Source organism: Litchfieldella xinjiangensis (assembly GCF_000759345.1).
GTDB lineage: Bacteria > Pseudomonadota > Gammaproteobacteria > Pseudomonadales > Halomonadaceae > Litchfieldella_A > Litchfieldella_A xinjiangensis.
Genome location: NZ_JPZL01000001.1, coordinates 1,324,455 through 1,345,814, shown reverse-complemented (window position 1 = coordinate 1,345,814; position 21,360 = coordinate 1,324,455). Strand labels below are relative to the sequence as shown.

The 21,360-nt window shown below is 61.8% G+C and carries 23 protein-coding genes and 3 tRNA genes; 21 read left to right on the top strand and 5 right to left on the bottom strand.

Annotated features, from left to right (window positions below; translation table 11 throughout):
• Window positions 1–18 precede the first annotated feature (18 nt).
• On the top strand, window positions 19–1,572 hold the full coding sequence (locus tag JH15_RS06275; RefSeq protein WP_043528053.1) for a SpoVR family protein: 1,554 nt from the start codon (window positions 19–21) through the stop codon (window positions 1,570–1,572).
• Window positions 1,573–1,614: 42 nt separating this feature from the next.
• Here the strand turns inward: JH15_RS06275 and JH15_RS06270 are convergent, their stop codons facing one another.
• The gene (locus JH15_RS06270) at window positions 1,615–1,929 is read right to left on the bottom strand and encodes a high-potential iron-sulfur protein (protein ID WP_043528050.1); all 315 of its coding nucleotides are present in this window, start codon (window positions 1,927–1,929) and stop codon (window positions 1,615–1,617) included.
• A gap of 283 nt (window positions 1,930–2,212) precedes the next feature.
• On the opposite strand from JH15_RS06270, the gene JH15_RS06265 reads away from it, so the two are divergent.
• The gene (locus JH15_RS06265) at window positions 2,213–2,635 is read left to right on the top strand and encodes a CopD family protein (RefSeq protein ID WP_043528048.1); all 423 of its coding nucleotides are present in this window, start codon (window positions 2,213–2,215) and stop codon (window positions 2,633–2,635) included.
• Window positions 2,636–2,677: 42 nt separating this feature from the next.
• Here the strand turns inward: JH15_RS06265 and JH15_RS06260 are convergent, their stop codons facing one another.
• Complete coding sequence (locus JH15_RS06260; protein ID WP_043528047.1) at window positions 2,678–3,142, bottom strand: DUF2231 domain-containing protein; 465 nt, start codon at window positions 3,140–3,142, stop codon at window positions 2,678–2,680.
• Here JH15_RS06260 and coxB point away from each other — a divergent pair.
• The 5 genes from coxB to JH15_RS06235 all read left to right on the top strand — a co-directional run bounded on the left by coxB (window position 3,113) and on the right by JH15_RS06235 (window position 8,403).
• Window positions 3,113–4,216: a cytochrome c oxidase subunit II gene (coxB, locus tag JH15_RS06255; protein WP_197053278.1), complete on the top strand. Its 1,104-nt coding sequence runs from the start codon at window positions 3,113–3,115 to the stop codon at window positions 4,214–4,216. The genes JH15_RS06260 and coxB overlap by 30 nt on opposite strands.
• Window positions 4,213–6,738 carry a cytochrome c oxidase subunit I gene (gene ctaD / locus JH15_RS06250; protein WP_043528046.1) on the top strand — a complete coding sequence of 842 codons (2,526 nt, stop codon included), beginning with the start codon at window positions 4,213–4,215 and terminating at the stop codon, window positions 6,736–6,738. The genes coxB and ctaD overlap by 4 nt, the downstream gene beginning before the upstream one ends.
• Window positions 6,735–7,094, top strand: a complete 360-nt coding sequence (locus JH15_RS06245; protein ID WP_043528045.1) for a hypothetical protein — start codon at window positions 6,735–6,737, stop codon at window positions 7,092–7,094. The genes ctaD and JH15_RS06245 overlap by 4 nt, the downstream gene beginning before the upstream one ends.
• An 88-nt stretch (window positions 7,095–7,182) precedes the next feature.
• A complete protein-coding gene (locus JH15_RS06240; RefSeq protein WP_043528043.1) occupies window positions 7,183–7,458 on the top strand; it encodes an Lrp/AsnC family transcriptional regulator in 276 nt (91 codons plus the stop codon).
• Window positions 7,459–7,545: 87 nt separating this feature from the next.
• Window positions 7,546–8,403 carry a DNA/RNA non-specific endonuclease gene (locus tag JH15_RS06235; RefSeq protein ID WP_043528040.1) on the top strand — a complete coding sequence of 286 codons (858 nt, stop codon included), beginning with the start codon at window positions 7,546–7,548 and terminating at the stop codon, window positions 8,401–8,403.
• 152 nt (window positions 8,404–8,555) lie between these two features.
• Here JH15_RS06235 and JH15_RS06230 read toward each other — a convergent pair.
• The 3 genes from JH15_RS06230 to JH15_RS06220 form a co-directional block, all read right to left on the bottom strand.
• A tRNA-Leu gene (locus JH15_RS06230) sits at window positions 8,556–8,642 on the bottom strand.
• Between the two features lie 35 nt (window positions 8,643–8,677).
• A tRNA-Leu gene (locus JH15_RS06225) sits at window positions 8,678–8,764 on the bottom strand.
• 51 nt (window positions 8,765–8,815) lie between these two features.
• A tRNA-Leu gene (locus tag JH15_RS06220) sits at window positions 8,816–8,902 on the bottom strand.
• 223 nt (window positions 8,903–9,125) lie between these two features.
• Here JH15_RS06220 and rnr point away from each other — a divergent pair.
• From rnr to JH15_RS06150, 14 genes are all read left to right on the top strand, one after another.
• Window positions 9,126–11,504, top strand: a complete 2,379-nt coding sequence (gene rnr, locus JH15_RS06215) for a ribonuclease R (protein ID WP_043528038.1) — start codon at window positions 9,126–9,128, stop codon at window positions 11,502–11,504.
• On the top strand, window positions 11,504–12,319 hold the full coding sequence (rlmB, locus tag JH15_RS06210; protein WP_052383920.1) for a 23S rRNA (guanosine(2251)-2'-O)-methyltransferase RlmB: 816 nt from the start codon (window positions 11,504–11,506) through the stop codon (window positions 12,317–12,319). Before rnr ends, rlmB begins: the two co-directional genes overlap by 1 nt.
• A 129-nt stretch (window positions 12,320–12,448) precedes the next feature.
• Window positions 12,449–12,835, top strand: a complete 387-nt coding sequence (gene rpsF / locus JH15_RS06205) for a 30S ribosomal protein S6 (RefSeq protein WP_043528036.1) — start codon at window positions 12,449–12,451, stop codon at window positions 12,833–12,835.
• A 24-nt stretch (window positions 12,836–12,859) separates the two neighbouring features.
• Window positions 12,860–13,087, top strand: coding sequence for a 30S ribosomal protein S18 (gene rpsR, locus JH15_RS06200; protein ID WP_043528033.1), 228 nt, complete (start codon window positions 12,860–12,862; stop codon window positions 13,085–13,087).
• Between the two features lie 12 nt (window positions 13,088–13,099).
• Window positions 13,100–13,951: a YybS family protein gene (locus tag JH15_RS06195; RefSeq protein ID WP_043528031.1), complete on the top strand. Its 852-nt coding sequence runs from the start codon at window positions 13,100–13,102 to the stop codon at window positions 13,949–13,951.
• 15 nt (window positions 13,952–13,966) lie between these two features.
• The gene (gene rplI / locus JH15_RS06190) at window positions 13,967–14,413 is read left to right on the top strand and encodes a 50S ribosomal protein L9 (protein ID WP_043528028.1); all 447 of its coding nucleotides are present in this window, start codon (window positions 13,967–13,969) and stop codon (window positions 14,411–14,413) included.
• A gap of 134 nt (window positions 14,414–14,547) precedes the next feature.
• Window positions 14,548–15,321, top strand: a complete 774-nt coding sequence (locus JH15_RS06185) for a FadR/GntR family transcriptional regulator (RefSeq protein ID WP_052383919.1) — start codon at window positions 14,548–14,550, stop codon at window positions 15,319–15,321.
• Complete coding sequence (dgoD, locus tag JH15_RS06180) at window positions 15,318–16,466, top strand: galactonate dehydratase (protein ID WP_043528024.1); 1,149 nt, start codon at window positions 15,318–15,320, stop codon at window positions 16,464–16,466. Before JH15_RS06185 ends, dgoD begins: the two co-directional genes overlap by 4 nt.
• A gap of 10 nt (window positions 16,467–16,476) precedes the next feature.
• A complete protein-coding gene (locus tag JH15_RS06175; RefSeq protein WP_043528022.1) occupies window positions 16,477–17,451 on the top strand; it encodes a 2-dehydro-3-deoxygalactonokinase in 975 nt (324 codons plus the stop codon).
• Between the two features lie 13 nt (window positions 17,452–17,464).
• The gene (locus JH15_RS06170; protein WP_043528020.1) at window positions 17,465–18,076 is read left to right on the top strand and encodes a 2-dehydro-3-deoxy-6-phosphogalactonate aldolase; all 612 of its coding nucleotides are present in this window, start codon (window positions 17,465–17,467) and stop codon (window positions 18,074–18,076) included.
• Complete coding sequence (locus JH15_RS06165; RefSeq protein WP_043528017.1) at window positions 18,073–18,951, top strand: SMP-30/gluconolactonase/LRE family protein; 879 nt, start codon at window positions 18,073–18,075, stop codon at window positions 18,949–18,951. Before JH15_RS06170 ends, JH15_RS06165 begins: the two co-directional genes overlap by 4 nt.
• Before the next feature lie 91 nt (window positions 18,952–19,042).
• Window positions 19,043–20,431, top strand: a complete 1,389-nt coding sequence (dnaB, locus tag JH15_RS06160; RefSeq protein WP_043528015.1) for a replicative DNA helicase — start codon at window positions 19,043–19,045, stop codon at window positions 20,429–20,431.
• Between the two features lie 77 nt (window positions 20,432–20,508).
• Complete coding sequence (locus JH15_RS06155) at window positions 20,509–20,796, top strand: hypothetical protein (RefSeq protein ID WP_043528012.1); 288 nt, start codon at window positions 20,509–20,511, stop codon at window positions 20,794–20,796.
• A gap of 234 nt (window positions 20,797–21,030) precedes the next feature.
• Window positions 21,031–21,333 (top strand): DUF6482 family protein, encoded by a 303-nt coding sequence (locus tag JH15_RS06150; RefSeq protein WP_043528010.1) that lies wholly within the window; start codon window positions 21,031–21,033, stop codon window positions 21,331–21,333.
• The last annotated feature ends 27 nt before the right edge of the window (window positions 21,334–21,360 follow it).

Sequence of the window (21,360 nt, the reverse complement as noted above, 5' to 3'; positions counted from 1 at the left end):
GTCGCCCGAGGAGGATGTATGACCCGACGCAAGCCAATTGCTACCGGTTCCGACTGGAATTTCGAGGTCCTGGCCGAGTACGAGCGAGAAATAGCCCGCCTGGCCGACGAGTATCGCCTCGATACCTACCCCAACCAGATCGAGCTGATCACTTCGGAACAGATGATGGATGCCTACGCCAGCGTGGGCATGCCGGTGGGCTATCATCACTGGTCGTTCGGCAAGCAGTTCCTGGCCGTCGAGCAGGCCTATCGGCGGGGACAGATGGGGCTGGCCTATGAACTGGTGATCAATTCCGACCCCTGCATTGCCTACCTGATGGAAGAGAACACCCTGATGATGCAGGTGCTGGTCATGGCGCATGCCTGTTATGGCCACAACTCGTTCTTCAAGGGTAACTATCTGTTCCAGGCCTGGACCGACGCGAGCTCGATTATCGATTATCTGGTGTTCGCCCGGAAATACATCGCCGAGTGTGAGGAGCGTCACGGTGTGACGGCAGTGGAGCAACTGCTTGATGCCTGTCATGCACTACAGAACTATGGGGTCGATCGCTACAAGCGTCCCTCGCCGATATCCGCCGAGGAGGAGGCGCAGCGGCAGTCTGAAAGGGAAGCCTACCTGCAGGCCCAGGTGAACACGCTGTGGAGTACGATCCCGCAGTTGAAGGAAGGGGAGCGGACCGCAGAAATCCTTGATGAGGACGATCCCCTGGGCCTGCATCGCTCGGGCCGTTATCCCCCCGAGCCCCAGGAGAACCTGCTCTACTTCATCGAGAAGAATGCGCCGCTATTGGCCCCCTGGCAACGGGAGGTGGTGCGTATCGTGCGCAAGCTGGCGCAGTACTTCTATCCCCAGCGGCAAACCCAGGTCATGAACGAGGGCTGGGCGACCTTCTGGCACTATACGCTCATGCATCGCCTCTATGACGAAGGCCTGGTCGATGAAGGCCTGATGCTCGAATTTCTTCAATCGCACACGGCGGTGGTCAACCAGCCGGGCTTCGATAGCCCCTACTTCAATGGCATCAACCCCTACGCGTTGGGGTTTGCCATGTTTACCGACATCAAGCGTATCTGTGAGGCGCCCACCGAGGAGGATCGCGCCTGGTTTCCCGAGATCGCAGGAAGCGACTGGCTCGATACGCTTCACTTTGCGATGCACAACTTCAAGGACGAATCGTTCATCCAGCAGTTCCTGTCCCCCAAGGTGATCCGCGACCTCAAGCTGTTCACCATTGTCGATGACGATCAGGACGAGATGCTGACGGTGAGCGCCATTCATGACGATCGGGGCTACCACCGCATACGTGAAGCGCTTTCCACGCAGTATGCCTTGTCCGTGCGTGAGCCCAATATCCAGGTGTATTCGGCCAATATTCGTGGCGACCGCTCACTCACGCTGCATCACGTTCAGGATCGCCGGCGGCCCTTGGCCAAGAGCGTCTACCCGGTGATCCGGCATTTGCATCAATTATGGGGCTTTCCTGTCAAAATGGAATCGATCGACAGCGGGGAGGTGGTCCGGCGTTACCAATGGCCCTTGCCCGACGATCAACGGCAAGGCACCTAGAAAGCACGCATGCGCCGCCGGGGTGCAGCGCATGCGTGTGCATCAGCTGCGAGCCGTCCAGGACTGGCACCAGCCTGCGGGCTCGACGCTCTTGCCCGGGAACAACTGGCATCCTTCATTCTCGGGTTGGAAGAACATGCAGTTATCGCAGCGTTCGCCTTCCTCAAATGCGGGGTGATCGCTGGCCTGGCTGGCATCCTCGACATAATTGAGCGCCTGGGCTTCGGGCGCCTGCGGGTCCAGTCTCGGCAGTTCCTGGGCGAACGCACGTGTCGACAAGATGCCGGCACCCAACGGCAGGGCGGCCAGGCCCATCAGGCTATGCCGAACAAAGTCACGACGACTCGAGTTGGCCATGGTTTCTCCTTAACGCTATGCAGAGTGGGTCGTATCGGCGCTACCCTGCCAAAGGTAGCGATACCCGGTCACGGTAATGTCATTTTCTTTTCTGTAAGCGCACGTGGATCAGTGGCGCGCCCAGTCTGCCTATCCTAGACGAAACGGTACATGAACCGCGATCTCGCGTGTTTGAATTGCGGCAATCGGTCGCGTAGTGCGTCCACTTAAGCATTTCCCCACCTGGCGGCTTCGGTCCGTATTGGCTAGGGTAGGGGCATCGCTCGGCTGCAAGGATGCTGTCATGCCATGGCTCAAACTGTTGCACATCGTCGCCTTGCTCTTCTGGTGTGCCACGCTGGTGTACATGCCCGCCCTGTTGCTGCAGGAGTGTGGTCGCCAGCGTAATGCTCCGTCGTTACAGGAGCGTGCGCCCCCGGCGCCGCGCATGCTGTTCACCTATCTGGCGACCCCATCGGCCTTGCTGGCCATCGTCTCGGGCACCTTGCTGTTTCTGGTCTATGCCCTGTTTGGAGGGTGGCTGGTCGTTAAGCTCATGGCCGTGATGGGGATGGTATTCGCCCATCTGGCCTGCGGTTGGTTGATCCTGCGCCTCGAGCAGGGCTACATGGCCTGGATGAATACCGTTGCGGCCGGGTTGGCCGTGTTCGCACCGCTGTGCATGTTGACGGTGCTCACCATGGTGCTGGCCAAGCCATTCGACTGAAGGAGCCGCTTCATGGAAGAACGGCATTACCGGCAAGCGGGGTCACTTATCCTCGACCTCGACCCCCACCGCATGCTCATAGACGAGTTGCCCGCCCAGGATGCCCGCCAGGGCAATCATGCCGGCCGTCACGACCGACAGGGTAAAGCCCCAGGGCAACAGGTCGGTGGGCGAGCCAAGCCGAAAGAACCAGTTGAGGGTGGCCATCGACAGCAACATGACGGCGACGATGGAATGGCACCATGCCGTGATCAGGTTGCGAATGCTGCGTACGCTCACCAGATCGAGCACCCCCGCCACACTGGCGAACCAGCCCCCCAGGGCACCGACACCGGCAAGCCACAAACTGGCGCGTGCCCAGAATTCATCGCCGCTGTAGAGATAGCCGGCATCGCTGGCCACCAGCCCCATCAGGGCCGCGACGGGAAAATGGATGAGCGTGGGATGCAGCGGATGCCCGCCGATCGCGATTCGACTATGGATATTGCGCTGCTTGCTTCGGGTCATGGTTCCTTCCTGGCGCTGGGTTCCTTGTCTGGCATTCAACGTCGCCTGCGGCGGTGGGTCAACCTCGGACGCTCCGTCATTGTTCCCGCTGCCGGACTGGGGATCGTCTCCCTGGGGCTGGCTGGTTGTGCCGGAGATCATTCCACGCTAGACCCGGCGGGGCCCGCGGCCAGGGAAGTCGCCTGGCTATGGTGGGCCATGTTCGGTGTGTCGACCGTGGTGCTTTTCGGGGTGGTGGCCTTGTGGCTGTTCACGTTCTGGCGCTCCGAGCCTGCCAAGCACGATGCCGCCCAGGAGCATCGAATTGCCCGGCGCTGGATCATCGGTGGCGGATTGCTGTTGCCATTGGTCAGCGTCGTTGCGTTGCTGATCTTTGGCGTGCCGGTGAGCAAGCGCATGCTGCCGATTCCCTTGCCGGGCGGAGAGCAGGCCATGGTCATCGAGGTGGAAGGGCATCAATGGTGGTGGGAAGTACGTTATCCCGGGGCCGAAGAGGGGATTGTGGTCACCGCCAATCAATTGATGCTTCCGGTGGGTGAGCCGATCGATTTTCACGTCACCAGCGACGATGTGATCCACAGCTTCTGGGTACCACGCTTGGGCGGCAAGATCGATATGGTGCCTGGGCGCACCAACCGCATTCGGCTCGAGGCCGATCGCACCGGTACGTTCGGTGCGCAATGCGCCGAGTTCTGCGGCCCTCAGCACGCCCACATGCGCCTGCATGTCGAGGCGCTGGAACGTGACGAATTCGATGCCTGGCTAGCGGCCCGGCAAGCGCCGCCCGAGCAGCGCGACGAGTACGAGGCGGCACGAGGGGCATTCCTAGAGCATTGTGCCGACTGCCACCGTGTCGCCGGGGTCTCCGAGGGTCAGGTCGGGCCCGACCTCACGGATCTTGGCTCGCGCGCGGCCCTGGGGGCGGGAACGATCCCCATGTATGACGGGGCGATAGCCGACTGGCTGAAGAACCATCAGCAACTCAAGCCTGGCAACCGCATGCCTGCACATGTCCATCTCGAGGCTGAAACGCTCGACTCGATCGCCGCCTGGCTGGAGACCCTGTCGCCATGAGTGAGACCGCTTCCTCCCAAACACACGATCCCCAGGCCCTGCATGAAGGCATGACCAAGGTGTGGGGCAACCCACGCGGTATCCGTGCGCTATCGGTCGTCAACCATTCCACCCTGGGCCTGCGCTTCATGGCCACCGGGCTGGCCTTCTTCCTGTTCGGCGGCCTGCTGGCGATGCTGATACGCGCCCAGTTGGCGCTTCCCGGGGAAGGGTTCATGGCCCCGGAAATCTATAACCAGGTCGTCACCATGCACGGCACGGTGATGATGTTCCTGTTCGCGATCCCGATACTGGAGGGGCTCGCGATCTACTTGCTGCCCAAGATGCTGGGCGCCCGCGACCTGGTCTGCCCGCGCCTGACCGCGCTCGGCTATTGGTGCTACCTGTTCGGTGGCCTGATCCTGGCCTCGAGCCTGGTGCTTGAGATGGCGCCGGCCAATGGCTGGTTCATGTATACCCCCCTGAGCAGCAGCCAATACTCCCCCGGGCTGGGTTCGGATTTCTGGCTGCTGGGCATTACCTTCGTGGAGATTTCCGCGCTCTCGGCGGGGGTCGAGCTGACAGTCTCTATACTGCGTACCCGAACGCGTGGCATGGCCTTGCACAAGATGCCGCTGTTCGCCTGGTATATCCTGGCGATGGCGATGATGATCGTAATCGGTTTTCCGCCCCTGATTCTCGGCAGCATCCTGCTTGAGCTCGAGCGTGCCGTGGGCATGCCCTTCTTCATCGTCGAGAGCGGTGGCGATCCGATCCTCTGGCAGCACCTGTTCTGGCTGTTCGGCCATCCCGAGGTCTACATCATCTTCCTGCCCGGGGCGGGGATCGTTTCCACGCTTTTGCCGGTCTTTGCAGGACGGCCCATCATCGGGTACGGCTGGGTAGTGGCGGCCGTTCTCACCACCGCCTTCATCAGCTTCGGGTTGTGGGTGCACCACATGTTCACGGTCGGCATCCCGCAACTCGCCGAGTTCTTCTTCTCGGCGGCCAGCATGGTGGTGGCTATTCCCACCGGGATCCAGTTCTTCGTCTGGTTGGCCACCCTATGGCTGGGCCGGCCGGTGCTCAAGCTGCCCATGCTGTGGATACTTGGCTTCCTGGTGATCTTCGTATGCGGTGGCCTGACCGGCGTTATGCTGGCGCTGGTGCCGTTCGACTGGCAGGTCCACGATACCCATTTCGTAGTTGCGCACATGCACTATGTACTGGTCGGCGGCATGTTCTTCCCGTTGGTGGCAGGAGCATACTACTGGCTGCCTCTGGTGTCGGGACGCATGTCCTCCGAGCGCCTGGGGCGCTGGGGATTCTGGTTGACCTTCATCGGCTTCAATCTGACCTTCCTGATCATGCATTGGACGGGGCTGGTCGGGATGCCTCGCCGGGTCTATGCCTACGACGGTGCCATGTGGGGGTTCTATAACGTCATCTCGTCGCTGGGTGGCTTCGTGCTGTCAGCAGGCATCGCCATGGTGCTGCTCGATCTGGTGCTGCATTTCCGCTTCGGCAAGCCGGCGCCTCATAATCCCTGGCAGGCCGATACGCTGGAATGGGCCGTGTCGATGCCGCCCAACCCCTATAACTTTGCCAGCCAGCCTCCTGTCGAGACCCGCCATCCGCTGTGGAACACGCCGGAGCTGCCACGAACCATTGCCGAGGGGCAGCATGACCTGGCGATGTACAGCCATGGACGCCGCGAAACGTTGGGGACCGATCCGCTGACCGGCAAGGCACGTGAGACCATCCACCTGCCGGGCAATTCGTTTCTGCCGTTATTCGCTGCCCTGGCCCTGGCGGTGGTCTGCCTGAGTCTGTTGGTCAAGTGGTATCCCCTGGCCGCTCTTGGCGCGGTGGTCGCGATCGGATTCCTGCTGCGTTGGTCATGGATAAACGGCGCTCACCCCAAGGCGGCGCCGGATGCCCGCGTACAGGCCGGGGCCCCCCCGTTGCATTCACGGACGATGGATGGCCCGGGCCTGTGGTGCATGGGGATCGCCATGCTGGCCAATGGGGCGTTGTTCCTGTCGTTGCTATTCGGCTGGTTCTATCTGTGGACGGTCTCGCCCGCCTGGCGGATGCCCGACACGTCACCGCTGCCCTGGGTGTGGCTACTGGTGGGCGGAGCTGCGTTGACCGTAGGCATGCTGTGGTTAGAGCGCATGGTGTCGCGCCTACGCAACGAAAAGGACGCGGGTCTGGCTTCGGGGCTGTTCATTATTTCGCTATTGGGCGCGGTTCAGGTGGCCGTGCTGATCGCGACCCTATGGCTGGCGCCGCTGTCACCGACCGAGACCGCGCATGATGCGGTACTCGTGGTGGCACTGCTGTATGTGTTGATTCATGGCAGCCTGGCGCCCGTATTGTCCCTCCTGCAGGGATTGCGGGTGCGTTATGGCTACGTGGGTGCCCACGCGCCCTACGAGCCGGCTATCGTGGCATGGTTCTGGCGCTATACCGTGGGTACTTACTGGCTGGTCTTCATTGCCGTGGTGCTCATGCCCGGACTGATGGGAGGTTCATCATGAGCGCATCCCGCTACGCCTTCATTCATCCCTATCACCCCCTCCATCTGGTCATCGGTTTGATCATATGGAGCAAATGGTTCGTGATCATGTACGGTGGACTCTCGGTCGCTTGTTCGGTGGCACCGCCCAGGCCCGACCAAGGAGCGCTGACACTGATCAACCTGGGGCTCGGTGTACTGACACTGATCTTTGCCGCCTTGCTCGCCTGGCTGGCCTGGGCGTGCGCTCAGTCCGCCAGGCAAGCCGAGGGCAGGCCGCGATTCTTTGCCCTGGTGGGCTCGGGACTCTACGTAGCTTCCATGGGAGCTACGTTGTTCGTCGGCGTGCCGGTGGTCGGGTTTCCGCCGTGCATCTAGTCCTTCGTTCTGTCCGGGCGAGGACGCTGTTATACTCCCGCCTCGTCCAGTCGAGACCGCGGGTTGTAAGCCATCCAGGAGGAACGACATGCAGAATGCAGTGATTCTGATCAATACCGAGAAAGGGCAGGTGAAGGGCGTTGCCGAGCGTCTGGCCGATGTCGAGGGAATCAGCGAAGTCTATTCCACCTGTGGCCGCTACGATCTGGTAGCCATCGCTCGGACCCAGGATTTCGAGAGCCTCGCCACCCTGGTTACGGAGCGCCTCAATGCCGTCGAGGGTATTCGCGATACCGAGACCCTCAATGCCATGCAGGTGCACTCGCGGCACGATCTGGAAACCATGTTCTCGGTGGGTTGGTAAGTACTCACTGGGGCATGTTCGGATGTGTCTGCCTTGCCTGATCGGGCAGCGCAGTGGTTGGATTCCCGGTAGGTAAGCGCTAACTCCATGAAACGCCGCTTTTCCCTGTGGCGCCGTCAGGCTCGCAACCTCGGCGTCAGTTTATTGTTTGTGACCGTGGCCACCGGCCTGTGGTATTCCCAGGAACGCGAGTATCGCGATAGCCTCAGTTGGATGGGCGTGACGACCTGGGAGACACCCTCGCCGACATCGCTGCATCGGGTGCTGCGCAATGACGGGTTCCTGGTGGGTTGGTCCGACCTGCGCGTCAATCCCTTGTGGGTGAGCTATACCCTGCAGGCGGTCGACGACAATACCCGCATCGGGCCACGTCCCGACTTCCAGAGCGACTGGCGCACGCTGTGGCCGATTGGCACCGACAGCTACTTCGGCAGTGGTTACGATCGGGGCCATATGGCGCCCAACTATGCCATTGCTGCCGTGCACGGCGCCGGGGCACAGCGGCAGACCTTCCAGATGAGCAATATCACGCCACAACGGCCCGATCTCAATCGCCGACTCTGGCAGCGTCTGGAAGAGGTGGTCATCGATCACTTCGCGGGTCGCTTCGGCACCGTGCACGTGATTACGGGGCCGGTCTTTCCCGAGCGTTTTTTCGAGAACGTATTCAACCGGGTGGGGCTGGTCGAGATCCCCGAGGCGTTCTACAAGATCGTCGTGGTACCCGCCGAGCAGCCCAGAGCCGTGGCGTTCCTGGTGCCGCAAGACGTCAGCGGCAACGAACCGCTCGACCGCTATCTGGTCAGTATCGATGAGATCGAGTTGCGCACGGGTCTGAATTTCTTTCCCAACCTGACGCCCGACATGGAAGCGCGGCTTGAAAGCGGGGTGCGCACCGAGGGGTGGGGAATCGACGAAATCGCTAGATTGCCGTCCAGGTTCTAGGCGATGAAGACAATAGTCTCTTTGAATGCCAGCGACGAGTGGCAGAACGAGAAAGTGGCAGAACAAGAAAGTGACAGCACGAGAAGTAGCGAAGGCAGAACGAGAAGAAGGTAAAACGAGAGGGATAGACTGGAGCATGACACGGAGGGCAATGGTGCCCAGGAGAGGACTTGAACCTCCACATCCGTAAGGATACTAGCACCTGAAGCTAGCGCGTCTACCAATTCCGCCACCTGGGCGTGTCATGCTTATCGTGTTCGCTTGGCCGGGCCAATGGTGCCCAGGAGAGGACTTGAACCTCCACGTCCGTAAGGACACTAGCACCTGAAGCTAGCGCGTCTACCAATTCCGCCACCTGGGCGAACACGTATTGCGAGGGGCTTGCACTCGACACCCTGTTGCGGGATATCGATGGTGCCCAGAAGAGGACTTGAACCTCCACGTCCGTAAGGACACTAGCACCTGAAGCTAGCGCGTCTACCAATTCCGCCATCTGGGCAAGTGGCGCGTATAATACCGATTCCAGCGTACAATGCAATACCCCGTGCCGCCTCCGTTCGGGCCTTTCTAAAGGCGTTTTAGGCGTGTCCATCAATCCGAGAACGGCTGACGGTTGGGTGATGCTCGTCACGGCGCTATACTGCGGCGATGATCATTAATCCATACAAAAGAAGCAGTCGCCCGCGTTGCCTCGCTTATACACATTCAAGGACGTCGATAGCATGAATCACTGGACATTAGGCGATGACCCGCACGCGGAGCGCGAAGCCCGCAAATACGACAAGCCCGTACCCAGTCGCGAGTTTCTGCTCGCTCGGCTGGAGGAATACGGCAAGCCCATCACCCACGAGAACATGAGCCGCATGCTGGGCCTCGATGACGAGGACCAGATGGAGGCCGTGCGCCGACGACTGGCCGCCATGGAGCGCGATGGACAGGTCCTGCGAGATCGGCGTAGTGCCTATGCGTTGATCGATAAGCTCGACCTGATCAAGGGGCGAGTGCTCGGCCATCGCGACGGCTTCGGTTTCCTGGTGCGTGATGACGGCAAGAAGCCCGACCTGGTGCTTCCGCCGCGCCAGATGCGACGTGTCTTCCATGGCGACCAGGTGCTGGTTCGCATCAGTGGTCGCGACCGGCGTGGGCGCGACGAGGCGACCATTTCGGAAGTCCTGGTGCGCAATACCCAGACCATTGTCGGGGTCTATCGGCAGAACAATGACGAGTTTGCCGTCCTGATTCCCGAGAATACGCGTATCACTCAGGAAGTCATCATTCCGCATAGCGCTACCGGCGGGGCCCAGGACGGCCAAGTGGTCTCGGCGCGCATCGTGCAGCAGCCCGATACCCGGGTGCAGCCGGTGGGCGAGGTGGTTGAAGTACTCGGCGAGCGCATGGACCCGGGGATGGAAATCGATATTGCCATCCGCAGCCATGACATTCCCGCGGAATTCCCCCCGGAGGTCGACGACCAGATCGCCGGCATGTCCGCTGAAGTGGCCGAGGCCGACAAGGCGCATCGAATCAACCTGCGCGACGTGCCGTTCGTCACCATCGATGGCGAGGATGCCAAGGACTTCGACGACGCCGTCTGTGCCTGGAAGACCAAGTCGGGCAGTTGGAAGCTGTTGGTGGCCATCGCCGACGTGTCGCACTACGTCCGCCCCGGCACACCGCTTGACGAAGAGGCGCATGTCCGCGGCAACTCGGTTTATTTCCCGGGGCAGGTCGTGCCGATGCTTCCCGAGCTGTTATCCAACGGACTGTGCTCGCTGAATCCGGCTGTCGATCGCCTGGCATTGGTCTGCGAGATGAATATTTCGCAAACGGGCGCAATCAGCCGCTATCGTTTCTATGAAGCGGTTTTCCAGTCGCATGCGCGCCTGACCTATACCAAGGTGGGCACGATGCTTCAGGAGCCCGATTCCGCCGAGGGGCGTGCGCTTCGCGAGGAATATGCCGAGCTGGTGCCCTCGCTCGAGAACCTGCATGCCCTGTACAAGCTGCTGCGCGGTGCGCGTAGCGAGCGCGGCGCCATCGATTTCGAGACCACCGAAACGGCCATCATCTTCAACGATGAGCGCAAGATCGAGACCATCGTGCCGCGTAGCCGCAACGATGCCCATAAGATCGTCGAGGAATGCATGCTTGCCGCCAACGTGGCCACGGCGCGCTTTCTCGACAAGCATGACCTGCCAGCGCTTTACCGTATCCACGAGCCGCCGCCCCCGGAGCGTCTCGATAAGCTGCGCCTGTTCCTCAATGAGCTGGGCCTGACGCTGGGAGGCGGCGATTCACCTACGCCGCAGGATTACCAGGCGCTGCGTGAGGTCATCAAGGATCGCCCCGATGCCGACATCATCCAGACGGTGATGCTGCGCTCGATGAACCAGGCGGTCTATTCACCGCATAACGAAGGGCACTTCGGTCTGGCTTACCAGGCCTATGCGCACTTTACGTCGCCGATCCGCCGTTATCCCGACCTGCTGGTGCACCGTGCCATTCGCTCGGTGATTCGCGGGCCGCGCCAGACCAATACCGTGCTGCGCGCCGAGGGTGCGCCGGTCGATCCGCCCAGCAAATGGTGTCCGTATACGTTCGAGCAAATGCTCGAGCTTGGCGAGCACTGTTCGATGACCGAGCGGCGTGCCGACGACGCCACACGCGATGTCGAGGATTGGCTCAAGTGCGAGTTCATGTCCGATAAGGTGGGCGAGGTCTTCGAAGGGACCATCGCCTCGGTGACCCAGTTCGGCATTTTTGTACGCCTGGATGAGGTATATGTCGAAGGGCTGGTTCACGTAACCTCGCTGCCCTCCGACTATTACCACTACGAGCCTGAGAAGCACCGCCTCAAGGGCGAGCGATCCGGCATGAGCTACCGGCTCGGCGATGGCGTCACCGTTCTGGTGGCACGTGTCGACCTGGATGAGCGCAAGATCGACTTCGATCTACGGGATGACAAGCCGCGTCCGCGCCGCAATCCCAAGCGTCGCAAGCCCGGTGTAGACGACAAGGCCGAGGCCAAGCAATCCGACGCCGGCAAGGAAGGTGGCAAGGGGCCGCGTCGTGGCCCCCGCAAGCGCAGCGGTAAGCGCTGATGGCGCCTCGCAAGCACAATGCCGGCCGCAAGGCGCCCGGTGCCGCCAAGGCACGCGGCCCCGCCGGGTTGGATAGTGTCTACGGCGTGCATGCGGTGCGTGCCTTGATCGAGCGTGGCGAGGCACCGCGTGAGTTGTGGGTTCAGGAAGGCGGGGCCATGTCGCGCCTGACTGACCTGACCGAACACGCCCGACGCATGGGTGCCCGGGTCGTGTCTCAGCCGCGCGAGACGCTCGATGAGCTTGCTCAGGGCGCTTCCCACCAGGGAGTAATTGCCTTTTGTGCACCGCTGGTGGCGGAGGGTGAGGAGTCGCTGTGGTTGAGGTTGGGTGCCTGGACGAAGCCCGAGCCGCCGCTCCTGCTCATTCTCGATGGCGTCACCGATGTGCACAATTTCGGCGCGTGCCTGCGCAGTGCCGACGCTGCCGGGGTGCATGGGGTCATCGTCCCCAAGGACAAGGCAGCGCCACTCAATGCCACGGTGCGCAAGGTGGCCTGCGGTGCTGCGGAAACGGTGCCGGTCTATCAAGTGACCAACCTGGCCCGGGCCATGGCACGCCTCAAGGAAAGCGGGGTGTGGATCATCGGGACCGCGGGTGAGGCCGAGACCAGCCTATTCAAGGGCGACTATACGGGGCCCACGGCCCTGGTGATGGGTGCCGAAGGCAAGGGCATGCGTCGCCTGACGCGCGAGGCGTGCGACAGCCTGGTCAAACTGCCGATGGCCGGCCAGGTCTCGAGTCTCAATGTCTCGGTCGCCACGGGGATCTGCCTTTTCGAGGCGGTGCGGCAACGTCAGCTTGCAACCGCCTGAGTCGATCACTACAATTACGCGGCCCATCCGAGTGCTCGGAAGGGCATTCTTTTCCGAAAAATCACTCCTTGCTTCCCTGGCGTCGCACTCGCGGCCCCGCCGGAAGCTGCCAAACCGTAAGGAGAACTCATGCGTCATTACGAGATCGTGTTCATGGTCCACCCGGACCAGAGCGAACAGGTTCCGGCGATGGTCGAGCGTTACACCAGCCTCGTCACCGAGAGTGGTGGTACCGTGCATCGTCTGGAAGATTGGGGCCGCCGTCATCTGGCCTACCCGATCAACAAGATCCACAAGGCTCACTACGTGCTGATGAACGTCGAATGTAGCGGCGAGACTCTCGACGAGATCGAGAACATCTTCCGTTTCAACGACGCGATCATTCGCAGCCTGGTCGTGCGTTGCAAGGAAGCCATCACCGAAGCCTCTCCGATGATGAAGCAGTCAGAAGAGAAGCGTCCGCGTCGCGAAGAGCGTCCGCGCGAGCGCTCCACTGAAACCGCTGAAGCCGAATAACGCACGTTCACAGGAGATTCGTTCATGGCACGCTTTTTCCGTCGCCGTAAGTTCTGCCGTTTCACCGCTGAAGGCGTGAAGCATATCGATTACAAGGATATCGATACGCTCAAGGCCTACATCACCGAAACCGGCAAAATCGTTCCGAGCCGGATCACCGGCACCCGGGCCCGTTATCAGCGTCAGCTGTCTTCCGCCATCAAGCGGGCACGTTACCTGGCGCTGTTGCCGTACACCGATAGCCACCAGTAAGCCTTACGCGTGATGCTTGCAATCGCCCGCTGGTTGATGCGCGGGACCCTCCAGGCAATGGGGGTAGCGGCACTGACTGCCGTAGTGCCCTGGTTGTTCTGGTTCAGTGCCGCAGTGGCCGCATTGGTGACCCTGCGGCGGGGGCTTGCCCCCGCCATGCCGGTCATTCTGGCTTCCGCCCTGCCTTCGGGCTGGTGGTGGGTCCAGGGGGACGCAATTCCCTTGTCCACGGTGTTGCTGGTGACCCTGATGGCGGTGGTATTGCGCTCCCGAATGCGCTGGAGCGAAGCATTGATCGTCGGTTCGCTGGTTGCCGCGGGAATGGTGCAACTCGGCATTTTCCTGCCTCCCGGCGGTGCCGGTCCCTTGCTGGAGCAGGTGCGCCAGGGATCGCCGGAAGTGGACAACATGCTGCGGGAGCTCTCTGAACAGGGGGTGGCGACCGAGCAATTGGCGGGGCTGCTGATCAGCGGTGTCACCGGGCTGATCGTAATGCTGGCTTCGGTGGCCTGCTTGGCACTGGCCCGCAGCTGGCAGGCCGGACTTTACAATCCGGGCGGCTTTCGTGAGGAGTTCCATGCCCTGCGTCTGACGCCTCGCGAGTTGGCGGTCCTGGTCGTGTTGGGTGTAGTAGGCATGGTGCTGGGGCTTCCTGCGCTTGCCATGCTCGCCTGGGTGCCGCTGCTGGTAGCAGGTGTCGCGCTGGTTCACGGGTTTATTGGTCTAAAGGGGATGAACGGGCTCTGGCTGGTGGCCTTCTATATATTGCTGGTAACCACCTGGCCCATGATTCTGATTGTGCTGCTGTTGGCCTTCATCGATTCGCTCGCCAATTTCCGCGGGCGGCTGGCCCACAGCGACTGACAAGAGGTTAACGAGATGGAAGTCATTCTGCTCGACAACATTGGTAAGCTGGGTGGCCTGGGTGACAAGGTCACCGTCAAGCCCGGTTATGGTCGTAACTACCTGATGCCGTACGGGCTTGCCGTTCCGGCCAGCAAGGAAAACGTTGAGGCCTTCAATGCCCAGCGCGCCGAGCTCGAAGCCCAGGCTACCGAGCGCAAGCAGGAAGCCGAGGCGCGTGCCGCCCAGCTCAACGAGATCGAGCTGTCACTGGTCGCCAAGGCCGGTGAAGAAGGCAAGTTGTTCGGCTCCATCGGGCCGCGCGATCTGGCCGAAGCCATCGCCTCTGCCGGGATCGACGTCGCCAAGAGCGAAGTACGCATGCCGGAAGGTCCGATTCGCGCGACAGGTGAATACGACATCGAGCTGCAGCTGCATGCCGAAGTCGGTGCCACCGTACGCGTGGTGGTCGTGGCCGAGTAAATTCGGACACACCGCAATGAGGGCGCAAGCAGGCGACTGCTTGCGCTTTTTTATTGCAACACTAAAATGTCAGACATTTGGAATTGAATAGCAGACAATAAGCTCACGAACCAGGAATGCCAGGAGGCTGCACGATGTCGCTCAGTCCGTTGCCGTCCTTGCCTGCCCGCGCCGATGCGCACGAACTCGCTACACAACTCGCGCGCGCCATCCTGTCAGGGCATTGGGCGACGGGGGCACCCTTCCCTCGGGAGCTCGATTTATGCGAGCACTTCGGTGCCAGTCGTAACCTGGTACGCAACGCCCTGGCCCGCTTGACCACCGCGGGATTGATCGAGCGTAGCGCCGGGCGTGGCTCCTGGGTATGTGACATCGGCGAATGGCACCTGCTTGATCCCCAGATGAGCGAATGGTTGACGGGGCTGGACACACCGCATCCTCAGCTTATCCGGGAAATCCATGCCTTCCGCCTGTCTGCCGAGCCGCATGTCGCGGCACTGGCCGCCCAGTCAGCGGATGCCGAGGATCTGTCACGGCTCGAGCGGGCCTACCGCGGTATGTGTGACACAGCCGCCGATAGTGCGCGTTACCGCGAGCACGGCGAGCATGATGCCATCTTTCATGCCGCTATCTACCGCGCCAGCCATAACCTGGTGTGGCGACAGATGGGCCATCTGCTGCGGCCGTCGATCCTGGCGCTGATCGCGCAGTCCCATCAGCAAGCGACTACGCTGGATGACAGTCTTGAGCGCCATTGGCGGGTCATGGAAGCGATTCGATTGCGTCAGCCAGACGAGGCGCGACGGGCCGCGGCATATATCTTGGAGCGCACTGCTGCCGACCTGGGCTTGTCGATGCGGCACATCACCGAGCACCCACTCACTTCACCGAAAGGAACCGGAGCATGAAGATTACTCGTCTCAAGACCTGGCAGGTGCCACCGCGCTGGCTCTTCCTCAAGATCGAGACCGATGCAGGCGTCTATGGCTGGGGTGAGCCGGTCATCGAAGGACGTGCCGCAACCGTCGAAGCCGCTGTTCATGAACTCGCCGACTACCTGATCGGCCAGGATCCCCACCGCATCGAGCATCTTTGGAATACCCTTTATCGCGCCGGCTTCTATCGGGGCGGTCCGATCTTGATGAGCGCCATCGCCGGGATCGACCAAGCGCTGTGGGACCTGAAGGGGCGGGATCTGGGCGTTCCGGTACATCAGATGTTGGGTGGCGCGGTGCGCGATCGGATGCGCATGTATGCCTGGACCGGTGGCGATCGCCCCAGCGATGTCGGCAGTGGCGCACGAGCGCTGGTCGAACAGGGCTTCACTGCCTTCAAGATGAACGGTACGGCCGAGATGCAGATCGTCGATTCCCACGCCAAGGTCGACGAAGCAGTGGCGCGGGTCGCCGAAGCACGCGAGGCGGTGGGCCCCGAAGTGGGCATCGGCATCGATTTCCATGGCCGTGTCCATCGCCCGATGGCCAAGGCGCTACTGCGTGAGCTGGAGCCCTTCCACCCGATGTTCGTCGAAGAGCCGGTCGCCCCCGAGCATCTTCCTGCGCTCAAGCACATCGCCGGCGGCCTAGGCTATCCCCTCGCCACCGGCGAACGGTTGCATACCCGTTTCGAATTTCGCGACCTGTTGGCCGATGGCATGGTCGACATCATCCAGCCTGACCTGTCGCACTGTGGTGGCATCAGCGAGGGCATGAAGATCGCCGCCCTGGCCTCGGCCTATGATGTCGCACTGGCACCCCATTGCCCGCTGGGCCCGCTTACGCTGGCGACGTCTCTGCATCTGGATGCCGTATGCCACAACGCATTCATCCAGGAGCAGAGCATGGGCATCCATTACAACCAGGGCAACGACGTGCTCGACTATCTGGTCGACAAGAGCGCCCTGCAGATCGAGGACGGGTTCTGTGCGATTCCCCAAAAGCCGGGTCTGGGGGTCGAGATCGACGAGGCGTTCGTCGAAGAGCGTGCCAAGGTCGGACATCGTTGGCGCAACCCGGTATGGACCCATGATGATGGCTCAATCGCCGAATGGTAAGGAGAAACCAATGAACGCTACCATTCGCGAGGGATTGGAATGGATCGCCGTCGACTGGGGGTCCAGCAACTTGCGTGCCTGGGCTCTGGATCGCCACGGCGAAGTCCTGGCACGCGGCAGCTCCCAGCGCGGCATGCTGGGGCTGACGGCCGAACGCTATGAAGCGGCATTGCTCGAGGTGGTCGCGGATTGGCTGTCGGACGACGACGCGCCCGTCGATGTCATGGTCTGTGGGATGGCAGGGGCCCGCCAGGGCTGGCAGGAAGCCCCTTACCGTCAGGTGCCGTGCCGGCTGGAATCGCTGGTCGATGGCGCCGTGTCGCCCCCGACGTTGCGCGAATCACGCCTGCATGTCTCCCTGTTGCCGGGGCTTTGCCAGCCCCGTGGCCGGGAGGATGTCGACTTCGATGTGATGCGGGGCGAGGAGACGCAACTGGCCGGTCTGGCAGCGCTTGAGCCCGCTCTCTCGGGATGGGCCTGCTTACCGGGCACCCACTCGAAGTGGGCGCGTCTCGAATCGGGCACGCTCGATTCGTTTCGCACCTACCTGACCGGTGAGCTGTATCGCTTGCTTGCCGAGCGTTCCGTCCTCGCCCACTCGGTAGGCGAGGACAGCCTGGACGATCCGGACTGTCGCGGTACGTTTCTGGCAGCGATTGACGATGCCGTGGAGAGGCCGGCCCGCGTGACTCAATGGCTGTTCGGTATCCGCGCCATCGACCTGCTCGATTACGGTCTTCCCAGCGACGAGTCTCGTGGGCGCCTGCTCGCAGCACGTCTTTCGGGATTGATCATCGGCTTGGAGCTCGGTGCGGTTCGCCAGGATCTGGCGGATGGCGAGGCGGTCAGCCTGATCGGCGCTGAGAGCTTGTGCCGTCGCTACGCCGTGGCTCTCGAGGCCTTGGGATACCCAAGCCGCACCCTGGATAGCGAGCGTGTGGTGCTGGCCGGTCTACGCCAGGCCAGGCACGCACTGCATTCATGAATTTGGAGGTCATATGTCTCTACCCCTGGTAGCCATACTGCGCGGCGTCACCCCACGCGATGCGGTCGAGGTCGGTGAGGCCGTACTCGATGCTGGGATCCAGCGCATCGAAGTCCCGCTCAATTCGCCCGATCCCATCGAGAGCATTCGCCGCCTGGCCGAGGCGTTTGGCACACGAGCCATGATCGGCGCCGGTACGGTATTGAGTACCGCCGAGGTGCGCGAAGTGCATGCAGCGGGAGGGCGTCTGATCGTATCACCCAATTGCCGTCCCTCGGTGATCGCCGAGACGCGGCATCTCGGGATGACGTCACTCCCGGGTATCGTTACCCCGTCCGAGGCCTTCGATGCCCTGGAGGCCGGTGCCAGTGCGCTCAAGCTCTTCCCCGCCGTGCAGGTGGGTATCGCTGGAATGCAGGCCATGCGTGCCGTGCTGCCTAAAGGCACTGAGCTGTATGCCGTGGGCGGTATCGATGCGGATAATTTCGCCGAGTGGCGCGCTGCGGGCATCGATGGGGCAGGGCTCGGTAGCGCGCTGTACAAGCCGGGCTTGAGCGCTGTAGAGGTGAGCGAGAGGGCGCAAGCCCTGGTGCATGCCTGGCAATCGGCGGGAGACGGCAAATGACGAGCAGAGAGGCTCAACGTGTCGTTGCATGTGGCTGCGAGCTGGGTGAAGGGCCGGTGTGGGATGCCGTCAATGAACGTCTCTACTGGTGCGACATCCTCGAAGGCCAGCTGCACTGGTTATCGCCCGGGGACGCAGAGACCGGCCAGGTCGACTTCGGTTGCTGCATTTCGCTGGCGGTACCGCTTTTCGACGGTGGCCTGTTGGTGGTGGGCGAGCATACCCTGGAGCGTTTCGATCCTCGTTCAGGCAGCCGTGAATCGATCATGGGGTTTGAAGCCGATAACCCGATCACGCGCTCCAACGATGGCCGGCTCGACCGCCATGGCAGCTTATGGCTCTCCAGCATGGGAAAGGCTGCCGAACCCGCCGCCGGGAGTCTCTACCGACTGCACCGGGGTGAGCTGGTCAAGCTTCACTCGGGCATAACCATCCCCAACGCCATCTGTTTCTCGCCTCAGGGAGAGCGTGCCTATTTCGCCGATACGGCGCGTGGGATCGTTTTCGAATGGGCACTGGATAGCGAAGGGTGGCCGGATGGCGAGCCGGAACCCTGGCTCGACTATTCCGCGCACACCGGCAACCCCGATGGTGCCGTCATCGACCGGGAAGGCGCCATGTGGCTCTCCCTGTGGGGCGCTGGAAAAGTCATTCGCCTTGCCCCTGATGCCAGCCAGATCGACGAGGTACGCCTGCCGACAGCCCAGCCTTCCTGTCCGGCCTTTGGCGGCCGCGACCTGGATCGTCTGTATATCACGACGGCCCGAGAGGGCATGTCGGCCCGCCAGCGGGAGGAGGAGCCCATGGCGGGCGACCTGTTCATGGCCGAGCTCGCGGTGCCGGGGCTGGCCGATACGCCGCTTCGCTTGAGATAGCCTCCTTTTGGGGCGCTGAACGACGGTAGGGTGGGGCACCGGGTTGGGGTAGAATGGCCCCGCTTCCCGTTTTGCGAGGTTCCGCCCCATCATGAACGATACCGTCGACCTCGATCAGGAAACCGCTGCACTCAAGGTTCCGCCGCATTCCCTTGAGGCGGAACAATCTGTGCTGGGCGGCCTGATGCTCGACAACAGTGCCTGGGATACCGTCTCCGAACGTCTCGTGGGCGGCGATTTCTACCGCTACGAACATCGCCTGATCTTCAATGCCATGACTGGTCTGGCCGAGGGCGGCCATCCGCTGGACGTGGTGACCCTGTCCGAAGCGCTCGAGAACCGCGATCAGCTCGATACGGTGGGCGGGCTTGCGTATCTGGCGGAATTGGCGCGAAACACGCCGTCGGCGAGCAATATACGCGCCTATACCGATATCGTTCGCGAGCGGGCCACGCTGCGAAAGTTGATCCAGGCAGCCAACCAGATCGCCGAAGGGGCTTTCGCACCTCAAGGACGCCCATCGGACGAGCTGGTCAACGAGGCCGAACGACTGGTCTTCCAGATCAGCGAGGACCGTCCCAAGCTGGGCGGCCCCATCGGCATGAGCGAGCTGCTGGCCAAGGCCGTCGATCGTATCGATGAGCTGTTCAACATGCAGGGTCAGATGACCGGGCTCTCGACGGGGTTTCGCGATCTCGACGACATGACCTCGGGTCTGCAGCCCGCGGACCTTGTGATCATCGCCGGCCGCCCCTCGATGGGAAAGACTACATTCGCCATGAACGTCGTGGAACATGCCGTCATCTCCAGCGACAAGCCGGTGATGGTGTTTTCCATGGAGATGCCCGCCGACGCCCTGATGTTGCGTATGCTTTCCTCGCTGGGCCGCATTGACCAGACGCGCGTGCGCACCGGTCAGCTCGAAGATGAAGACTGGCCCCGCCTGACCTCGGCAGTGAATCTGCTCAAGGACAAGCAGCTGTTCATCGACGATACCGCGGCGTTGTCGCCCAACGAGATGCGTTCTCGGATCCGCCGCCTGGTGCGCGAGCACGGCAACATGGGCATGATCATGATCGACTATCTGCAGCTGATGCAGATCCCGGGCTTTTCCGAGAACCGGACCGGTGAGATTTCGGAAATCTCCCGCTCGCTCAAGGGCCTGGCCAAGGAATTCGGCTGCCCGGTCATTGCCCTGTCGCAGCTCAACCGCTCGCTGGAGCAGCGCCCCAACAAGCGCCCGGTAATGTCGGACCTGCGCGAATCGGGCGCCATCGAGCAGGATGCGGACGTGATCGCCTTCGTCTACCGTGATGAGGTCTACAATCCAGATAACCCGGACAATCAGGGGCTGGCCGAGTTGATCATCGGTAAGCAGCGTAATGGGCCGATCGGCACCGTGCATATGGCCTTCATCGGCAAGTACACGCGCTTCGAGGATCTTGCACCCGATAGCTACGGCCAGCATTTCGGTGAATGAGAGGGGACAGCACCGCTTGAGCCGTGGCGCGTGGCGCTTATAATGCCGCCCCTCATACCGGCACGACAGGAGAGCATATGGCAGGTGGATTCCGGCGCGGCAAGCGCACCCCCAAGCTTGAGGCGCGCGGGGAGCTTCAGGAGATCGAGCGCGAAGGGCCTTTCAAGGAATGGCTGGGTATGCCGGACCTTTACCGCTATCGCATCGTCGTGGATGGCGAGACCTACAGCTACCAGACCGAAGATGCCGAAGTCCCGGTTCAGGTCGGTGATCGGGTCGTGTTTCGCTACAAGGAAACCAAGGCCGGAAAGTGGGTCGATCGCAATTCGCTGGGCAAGGCCATCGATCCCTCGGCTTACCAGTAAGCGCCAATCGACTCGGCGCGTATTGCGCTAATGCCTGGCACTGTCCGCTGTGTGAACTTCCCGGCAGAGTGACGGTCATAAAAACAACATCTACGTGACGCCGTATCGTCATGGGGCACAGCCAGGCTGTGCCCCAGTCGTATCTGGACGATGCAGGCCTTGGACTGGAACTGTCCGGCCTGGCCGGTTACGTTGTATTCGACTCGATTTGACAGGATGTCACAGGAGCCACTTATGGAATTGGAAGCACTAAAGGCGTACGCCTCTCACCCCCTGGATCATGAAGTCCGGGTTATCGCCATTGCAGGAAGCCGCTGCTATCAGATCCAGTTGCTGGATGAGGAAGGCGAGGCGCATGTCATCTCGCGGCGGGGCAAACCCATGCTGTTTCGCACCCTCGACGATATCTATCTTGAACTCAAGCGCCATGGCATTCAGCGTGCCTACCTGGTTCACCAGGATGCGCATGACGAGGTCATCGGTCGCGCTACTCACTACCAGGCGCCACTGACCTCGCGCATGCCGCTGGTCTTCTAGATAGCGCGCTCGTGGCTCTGGCGCGAG